The organism is Melaminivora alkalimesophila (assembly GCF_000282995.1).
GTDB lineage: Bacteria > Pseudomonadota > Gammaproteobacteria > Burkholderiales > Burkholderiaceae_C > Melaminivora > Melaminivora alkalimesophila.
The window spans coordinates 1-3,082 of sequence record NZ_ALEE01000321.1; the positions used below are offsets into that span (position 1 = coordinate 1).

Sequence of the window (3,082 nt, forward strand, 5' to 3'; positions counted from 1 at the left end):
CCCCCGCCGCAGGTCGGCGTGGTCACGGTGCAGCCGGGCAACGTGGGCCTGGTGACCGAGCTGCCGGGCCGGCTGGAGGCCTCGCGCGTGGCGCAGGTGCGGGCCCGCGCCGCCGGCATCGTCCAGAAGCGCCTGTTCACCGAGGGCAGTGACGTCAAGGCCGGCCAGAAGCTGTACCTGATCGACAGCGCGCCCTACGAAGCCACCCTGGCCCAGGCGCGGGCGAGCGTGGCCCAAGCAGAAGCCAGCCTGGGTCAGGCCAAGGCCCTGGCGGAGCGCTACCGCCCGCTGGTCGAGGTGAACGCCATCAGCCGCCAGGAGTACGACAACGCCGTGGCCGCCCAGAAGACCGCCGAGGCGAATCTGGCGGCCGCGCGCGCCGCCGTCACCACCGCCAGTATCAACCTCGGCTACGCCACCGTGACGGCGCCCATCTCGGGGCGCATCGGCCGCTCGCTGGTGACGGAAGGCGCATTGGTGGGCCAGGGCAGCCCCACCGAGCTGGCGGTGATCCAGCAGATCGACCCGCTCTACATCAACTTCACGCAATCGGCTGCCGACGCCCTCAGGCTGCGCGCCGCGGTGGCCAGCGGGCAGTACCGCCAGGCCAGCGGTGGCGGCGCGGACCTGAGCGTGCTGCTCGAAGATGGCAGCACCCATCCGCAAAAGGGCCGCCTGCTGTTCACCGACCTGACGGTGGATCCGAGCAGTGGCCAGGTCAGCCTGCGCGCCGAGGTGCCCAACCCGGATCGCTCGCTGCTGCCGGGGCTGTACGTGCGTGTGCGCCTGGAGCAGGCGCAGGTGGAGGGCGGCGTGCTGCTGCCCCAGCAGGCCGTGACCCGCTCCGCCAGCGGTGACACGGTGCTGGTCGTCGGCGAGGGCGGCCGGGTGGCGCCGCGCCCCGTCAAGCTCGGCCCCGCCCAGGGCAGCAACTGGGTGGTGACCGGCGGCCTGCAGGCCGGCGAGCAGGTCATGGTCGACGGCTTCCAGAAGCTGCCGCGCGGCAAGCCGGGCGACCCGATCGTCGTCACCCCCGTGCCGTGGCAGGCGCCGGGCGCTGCCGCCCCGGCCGCGGGCGCCGCCCAGCCCGAAGCCGCCCCCGCCGCCAGCCAGTAACCAGAAAAACAAACAGGAGCGCGGCACATGGCCAAGTTCTTCATCGAGCGCCCCATCTTCGCGTGGGTGATCGCCATCTTCATCATGGTGCTGGGCGCGGTCTCCATCACCCGGCTGCCGATCGCGCAGTACCCGGCGGTGGCGCCGCCCACCATCCAGATCTCCGTCGCCTACCCCGGCGCCACCGCCCAGACGCTGGAAGACAGCGTGCTGTCCGTCATCGAGCGCGAGATGAACGGCGCCAGCGGCCTGGCCTACATCGAGTCCACCAGCCAGGCCAACGGCACCGGCTCCATCGTGCTGAGCTTCGAGCCGGGCACGGACGACGACCTGGCGCAGGTGGACGTGCAAAACCGCCTGTCGCGCGCCACGCCGCGCCTGCCTGCGGCCGTCACGCAGCAAGGCGTGCGCGTGGACAAGTCGCGCTCGAACTTCCTGCTGTTCTCGGTGCTCACCTCGGACAACCCGGACGTGAGCATCGAGGCGCTGAACGACTATGCGGCGCGCAACGTGGTGCCCGAGCTGCAGCGCCTGCCGGGCGTCGGCGCGGTCACGCAGTTCGGCGCCGAGCGCGCGATGCGCATCTGGGTCGATCCTGCCCGCCTGAAGGCCTTCGACCTGTCGCTCGCGCAGGTCAACGCCGCCATCCGCGCGCAGAACGTGCAGGTCTCGGCCGGCAACCTGGGCGACCTGCCCAGCGCTGCCGGGCAGACCATGACGGCGACCATCGTCGTCAAGGGCCAGCTGTCCACGCCGGAAGAGTTCGGCCGCGTGGTGCTGCGCGCCAACACCGACGGCTCGACGGTGCGCCTGAAGGACGTGGCGCGCATCGAGCTGGGCGCGCAGGACTACAGCACCAGCGCGCGCCTGAATGGCAGCCCCTCGGTGGGCATGGGCGTGCAGCTCACCTCGACCGCCAACGCGCTGGCCACGGCCGACGCCGTCAAGGCCAAGCTCGAGGAACTGCAGCAATACTTCCCGCAGGGCGTGACGTACACCATCCCCTATGACACCTCCACCTTCATCGCCGTCTCCATCGAGAAGGTGGTCGAGACGCTGCTGGAGGCGGTGGCGCTGGTGTTCCTGGTGATGTTCCTGTTCCTGCAGAACTTCCGCTACACCATCATCCCGACCATCGTCGTGCCGGTGGCGCTGCTCGGCACCTTCGCCACGCTGCTGGCCCTGGGCTTTTCCATCAACGTGCTGACCATGTTCGGCATGGTGCTGGTGATCGGCATCGTGGTGGACGACGCCATCGTGGTGGTCGAGAACGTCGAGCGCATCATGAGCGAGGAAGGCCTGCCGCCGCTGGCCGCCACGCGCAAGGCCATGGGCCAGATCTCCGGCGCCGTCGTCGGCGTGACGGTGGTGCTGATCTCGGTGTTCGTGCCGCTGGCCTTCTTCGCCGGCTCCACCGGCAACATCTACCGGCAGTTTGCCGTGACCATGGGCGCCTCCATCGCGTTCTCGGCCTTCATGGCGCTGTCGCTCACGCCCGCGCTGTGCGGCACGCTGCTCAAGCCCGTCAAGGAAGGCCACCAGGACAAGCGCGGCTTCTTCGGCTGGTTCAACCGCGGCTTCAGGCGCACCACCCAGCGCTACGAGTCCGGCCTGTCGCGCATGGTGCGCCGCGGCGGGCGCATGATGGTCATCTACGCGGCGCTCATCGGCGCGGTGGCGCTGGTCTACACGCGCCTGCCGACCTCCTTCCTGCCCAACGAGGACCAGGGCTTCGTGATCACCAACGTGCAGCTGCCGCCGGGCGCCTCGCTGCCGCGCACGCAGGCCGCCATGGCCCAGGTCGAGGAATTCATGCTGGCGCAGCCCGAGGTGGCGAACATCGTCACGGTGGCGGGCTTCTCGTTTTCCGGCCAGGGCCAGAACGCTGGCCTCGCCTTCGTGACGCTCAAGGACTGGAGCGAGCGCCGCGGCGCGGGCCAGTCGGCCGAGGCGCTGGCGGCCCGCG

General features: G+C 70.5%; 2 protein-coding genes. Both read left to right on the plus strand.

Annotation, left to right across the window (positions count from 1 at the left end; translation table 11 throughout):
- A partial coding sequence (locus A612_RS05995; protein ID WP_019373618.1) for an efflux RND transporter periplasmic adaptor subunit occupies positions 1–1,116 on the plus strand: 1,116 nt, incomplete at its 5' end.
- A gap of 27 nt (positions 1,117–1,143) precedes the next feature.
- Positions 1,144–3,082 (plus strand): efflux RND transporter permease subunit (locus A612_RS06000; protein ID WP_019373619.1); only part of this gene is annotated, 1,939 nt, incomplete at its 3' end.